This is a genomic window from Mycobacterium sp. (genome assembly GCF_032162605.1).
Lineage (GTDB): Bacteria > Actinomycetota > Actinomycetes > Mycobacteriales > Mycobacteriaceae > Mycobacterium.
In genome coordinates, this window is sequence record NZ_JAVROT010000117.1 from 1 (window position 1) to 5,081 (window position 5,081).

The window sequence follows — 5,081 nt, forward strand, 5'->3', positions numbered from 1 at the left end:
TGGACATCAAGTTTGAGTTACTGTGGCTGGGAGGTCGAGTTCGGTCATGTCGTCGTCGCGCGACAACAGCCGGGTACTCGGTCGCTTGCGTGCAGTGTCGTCAGGATGTGGTCTCGGTCCGGGGTACGCGAACCTTGCGGCGCAGGATTTTCCCGGTGGCGCCCTTGGGCAGCTGGGGCTGCCAGCATGACCGACACGTTACGGACGCGGCGCGCAATGTAAAGTCGCGTCGCGGGGGGATGCATTCGGAACGCGTTGTTGCCGCATGGCCAACGGGCACCGTCACCCGTGAGCGCAAGGGGGCGGTGTGTACGAGAACGTATCCCGCGCAGGTATCTTCGCCGACCTTGGCTCCCACGACGTCGCCGCGCTCACACAACAACTACGAACCGTCGCCTTCACGCGCGGGCACACAATCTTCTCCCAAGGCCAACCCGCGAAGTGCCTCTACATCATCGAGACGGGCAAGGTGAAGGTCGACCGGGTGACTGCGCACGGGCGGACACAGCTGATCGCGGTCCAGGGCCCCGCCGACGTCTTCGGTGAACTCGCCGTCGTCGACGAGGAGCCACGCAGCTTCTCGGTCACCACCCTCACCGATGTGTGCGCCGCGGAAATGACCCGTGCCGCCCTGCAGCGATGGATGACCCAGCGACCCGAGATCGCGGATCAGTTGCTTCGACTCCTCACCCGCCGACTGCGCCGCACCAACGACGTCGCGTCCGACCAGATCTACACCGACGTTCCCGGGCGGATAGCCAAACAACTGCTTTACCTCGCTCAGCGGTTCGGCATCACCGATGGCGCTGCGCTGCGCGTCGATCACGAACTCCCAAACTGAACTGGCTCAGCCTTCATCGCGAATCTGTTGCCCCCCAACGTAATCATTTGATGAGCCCAACACCAGTGGTTTGCGTTTCGTCTGTCCATTGGGCTCCAACGTCATGACCCGCAACAGTTAACTGGTCGGGGACGGTGAGATCTATCGTTCCCTGTAGGTGTCCCCGGAACCGGTTGGCGGCGTCAGGCCGTGGCCCTCTTGGCGGGCCCCACCAGTTTCGGGCCGCGGGGGCGCCTCGTCGAAACCAGCAGCGAACCAATCGTTTTAGGATGTCCCACTCCGGACGGTGAGTACGGCACGAGTGTCTCGCTTGTAACCCGTGGCCCTATCTACGAGCGGGAGCCATCAGGGCTCCGCCACAGCAAAGAGCGCGACCACCAAGCGCGCACACGGAGGCTTTGACATGCAGAAGTTCACCCCCGCCATCGCCGCCACCATCGCGGGCGCCTTGGCGGCCGCCGCCCTGGGATTGGCAAGTACCGCTGCAGCAATCGGCGGTCCTGGAGGGTACGGCAACGCCCAGGACACCATCAATGCGCTTCAGGCCCAAGGCTTCAACGTGCAGATCAATGGGGCGGTTGTATACCCACTCTCGGGCTGCAAGGTTACCGGTATCGAGGGAATGAACAACGACAACATCAATTCCGCTGGGGCCATCATTGACCGGACGAAGTCAACTACCGTGTGGGTCGACATCCTCTGCAAGGGAGGCTAATCGCGACCCGGACCGGCCCGGCGGAGACGTACGCGCCGTCGGTCGCAGAACAACCCTCGATGGAGCGGCGGAAACCCTGCAGCGTCCCCGCGTGAGACGTTGCAGGCCAACGGATACCGCGTCCTCCTCAACAAGGTGGGCGCCGAACCGCCGTCGAAGTGTTCCGACACCGTGCCCTGATTCGCCGGGCCGTCGCCGCACCTCGGTGACCCATCCGCCCGCAGCGGCGTGGGCGTGTCCACCCACGCCTGAGCCAGCCGGGTCGGCGCGGGCGGGTGTAACCCGGTGCCCTATTCATCAGGGAGCACGGTCATCGGTCCGGACCACCCACTCAGACCAGACAAGTTGGCAGGCAGCGAATGTCGCAGCGTGACCCCGCGCAGCCGCCACGGCTGGCTTTGGTGTCCGGTGACCGATATAGCGATTGGAAGGCAGTATATGAGGACAACGCGACGTGGGTGTACCGCAGCATCTTCGCCCGGGTCGGCAACCAACCCGACGCGCAGGACCTGACCGCGGAAGTGTTTCTGGCCGCGCTTCGGCCGCTACGCCTGACTGCGACCGTGGCCGAGGTCTGGACGTATCTGCGGGCCACCGCGCGGACCGTGCTGCTGCGCACTGGCGGGCAACCTTGGGCCGCGAAATCACCTCGATCGAGGACGTGGCGGCGGGGTCGCCGACAGTGAGGAAGCGATCAGCACCGCACCACAACGCGTCGAGGTCATCCGGGCCTCGCTTCCCGGACAGTACCGGCACATTCTGGATCTACGATCCCTGCAAGGGCGTTCGATCAAGGACGCCGCCGTGGTGATGGGTGTCAGCTTGGCCAACGCCAAGGTGCTGCAGCACCGCGCTCTGCGCCTGGCAGCTCAGGTCAACGACAAGGACGACCAATGAATGCCCGTGGGTTGCGGCGATACGTGGACGATCTGCTCGCCGGACGGCGCCCCCGGCCGTTTCCGGCCAACGACTTCGAGGCCGCCCAGATCCGCACCGCCATCGACCTGCGCGTGGCGCGGCTCGGCGCCGACGCGCCGCGCGAGGAATTCCTCACCGAGCTGCACCGCGCACTCGCGGCGCGGAGGGACGGGACGGTCACCCCGTTGGTTCAGCGGTACTCCCCGAACCGTCGCCAAGTGATCGTCGGGACCTCGGCCGCGGCCGGGATCGCGGTGGCTGGTGTCGCCGTCGACCACCTCATCGTCGACACCAAGGGCACTGCGGGCGACACCACCGTCACCGCCGAAAAGGGCACGCAGATGACCCCCGACGACGGGACGTGGCAGCGGATCGCCGCGAGCTCCGACCTGCCCGACGGGGACGTACATCCCTTCGACGTCGGTTCGGTCGTCGGCTTCGTGCGCCGGGTGAACGGCCGACCCGAGGCGGTGTCCGGGATATGCACCCATCAGGGCTGCCGACTGTGGTTCGACCAACCCGATGACCGGCTGCGCTGCCCATGCCACTCGACGTCGTTCTCACCGGCCGGAGCCGTTCTGAGCCACCAACTCTCGATTTCCCCGACCCCACTGCCCCGACTGCAGGTCCGCGAGAACAACGGCGACATCGAAGTGTTCACCGCCACCGAGCCAACCGAGCCAACCTAATCGTGACGCCCCCGGGTGCGTGTGGCAGCCAGTGTGGCCCGTCGGGCAGGCGATGTGGATTCGATCACGGCGCGGAGCGTTTCCGGTGGGCCCGTGTAACCCCCCTGCCTATCTCTTTGTGAAGCGTCCCCAGCCCTGGGTGCGTCACCGATCATGGAGGTGTTCGCCTTGTCCTGCAATACGGTGTCCGAACGACGTCAACGCATCCCCGCTGCCGCCCCGGCAGTTGCGGCGACCGCCATCGCCCTCCTGCTCGTCGCCGGGTGCTCAGCAACGACCACACCGGCGGCGGGGCCCGCCACGGTGAGCTTCGGGCCCGATACCATCACCACACCGGGAATGGTCGGCGCCAGCACGACAGGCCCCCTGCCCGGCACCACGTCCATGCCCATGCCGATGCCCGCCGATTCCGGTTCGACGTCCGCGCCGGCGGCGACGGACGCACCGCAGGCTGCCAACGCGATCAACATCAGTAACTTCGCGTTCGTCCCGGCGACCCTGACGGTCCCTGCCGGCACCACGATCACCTGGACCAACAAAGACGAAGAACCCCACACCGTCATCTCCAGTGACGGGTCCACATTCCACTCTCCCGGAATGGGCACCGGCGCAACCTATTCGTTCACCTTCCCCAACGCCGGGGCCTTCGACTACGCCTGCGGGATCCACCCGTACATGCACGGCACCGTGGTGGTGACCAAATGACCGAAAACCCCATCACCGACGACCGTGATCCCCACGGCATGACCCGCCGCCAGCTGATGCGGCACTCGGCGTGGTTCGGGACGGCGGTCGTGCTCACCGTGGCCGGCGGCGAAGTGCTCTCCAGCGTCGCGGGGTGCGCTAGGCAGCCACAATCACAGCCCCAGCCCACGCTGCGGTTCGCCCAAATCAGTGACAGCCACATCGGTTTCACCGGAACAGCCAACCCCAATGTGACCGACACGTTCACCGAGGCGATCAACCAGGTCAACAGTCTGGGCTACACACCGGACTTCATCATCCACACCGGCGATCTGACTCATCTGGCCACCGCAGATCAGTTCGATCAGGTCAAGCAAATGATGACCGGCCTGAAGACCCCGCACATCTTCACCGTCCCCGGGGAACACGACACCATCGACTATCCGAAATACCAGCAGGCCTTCGGCGCCGGCACCCGCGGTGACGGCTGGTACAGCTTCGAGGTCGCCGGGGTGCACGTCATCGCCCTGGTGAACACCCTGAATCTGCAGAAGCTGGGCCACCTCGGTCCCGACCAACTCGCCTTCATCCAGAAAGACGTCGCACCCCTGTCCAGCGACACCCCGATCGTCGTGTTCAGCCACATCCCGCTGTTCGCGATGTACCCGGGCTGGGGCTGGGGCACCGACGACGCCGCCCAAGCGCTGAGCTATCTGCAGCGGTTCTCCTCGGTGACCTGCCTCAACGGGCATGTGCACCAACTGTTCAGCAAGACCGAAGGCAACGTCACCTTCCACAGCGGTACGACGACCGCCTACCCGCTGCCCAAGCCTGGAGATGGGCCGGCGCCCAAACCGGTGACCCTGCCCGCCGGGAAACTGAAAGATGCGCTGGGCATCCGGGAAGTCAGCTACACCAAGGGCCAGCAGACCCTCGCACTGAAGGAGCAGACCCTGCGATGAGCACAGCCCTCACGAGTCGGTCAAGCCAAGTCGCCGTCCGTGCCGCCCTCAGCGTCACTCTGGCGGTCAGCGGCGTCGCCCCGACGCGTGCCGGATGTGCGTCATCGACTGCGCCGGATCGAGAGACTCACCGGCCGATCAGATACATTGGCACTACAAGACATTGAGATCGACGTACCCGAACTGAGGCCACACGACATCTTGGTGCGGGTGATGGCCGTATCGGTCAACCCAGTGGACGTCAAGCGACGCCAAAGTCTCGCCGCGTCGTC

5 protein-coding genes and 1 pseudogene are annotated in these 5,081 nt (G+C 65.4%); all 6 read left to right on the forward strand.

Annotation, left to right across the window (positions count from 1 at the left end):
• Nucleotides 1-307 precede the first annotated feature (307 nt).
• On the forward strand, nucleotides 308-841 hold the full coding sequence (locus tag QOI01_RS07205; RefSeq protein ID WP_526379495.1) for a Crp/Fnr family transcriptional regulator: 534 nt from the start codon (nucleotides 308-310) through the stop codon (nucleotides 839-841).
• Between the two features lie 403 nt (nucleotides 842-1,244).
• On the forward strand, nucleotides 1,245-1,556 hold the full coding sequence (locus tag QOI01_RS07210; RefSeq protein WP_526379496.1) for a hypothetical protein: 312 nt from the start codon (nucleotides 1,245-1,247) through the stop codon (nucleotides 1,554-1,556).
• 359 nt (nucleotides 1,557-1,915) lie between these two features.
• Nucleotides 1,916-2,453, forward strand: a pseudogene (locus QOI01_RS07215) (RNA polymerase sigma factor).
• A complete protein-coding gene (locus QOI01_RS07220; RefSeq protein ID WP_526379497.1) occupies nucleotides 2,450-3,163 on the forward strand; it encodes a Rieske (2Fe-2S) protein in 714 nt (237 codons plus the stop codon). Before QOI01_RS07215 ends, QOI01_RS07220 begins: the two are co-directional and overlap by 4 nt.
• Before the next feature lie 384 nt (nucleotides 3,164-3,547).
• Nucleotides 3,548-3,868 carry a cupredoxin domain-containing protein gene (locus tag QOI01_RS07225; protein WP_526379498.1) on the forward strand — a complete coding sequence of 107 codons (321 nt, stop codon included), beginning with the start codon at nucleotides 3,548-3,550 and terminating at the stop codon, nucleotides 3,866-3,868.
• Between the two features lie 11 nt (nucleotides 3,869-3,879).
• Nucleotides 3,880-4,809, forward strand: coding sequence for a metallophosphoesterase family protein (locus tag QOI01_RS07230; protein WP_526379499.1), 930 nt, complete (start codon nucleotides 3,880-3,882; stop codon nucleotides 4,807-4,809).
• Nucleotides 4,810-5,081: the final 272 nt, after the last annotated feature.

Coding starts and splice junctions, on each gene's coding strand:
- QOI01_RS07225 (WP_526379498.1), top strand. CDS start 3,548: ATGCCCATGCCGATGCCCGCCGATTCCGGTTCGACGTCCGCGCCGGCG.
- QOI01_RS07210 (WP_526379496.1), top strand. CDS start 1,245: ATGCAGAAGTTCACCCCCGCCATCGCCGCCACCATCGCGGGCGCCTTG.
- QOI01_RS07220 (WP_526379497.1), top strand. CDS start 2,450: ATGAATGCCCGTGGGTTGCGGCGATACGTGGACGATCTGCTCGCCGGA.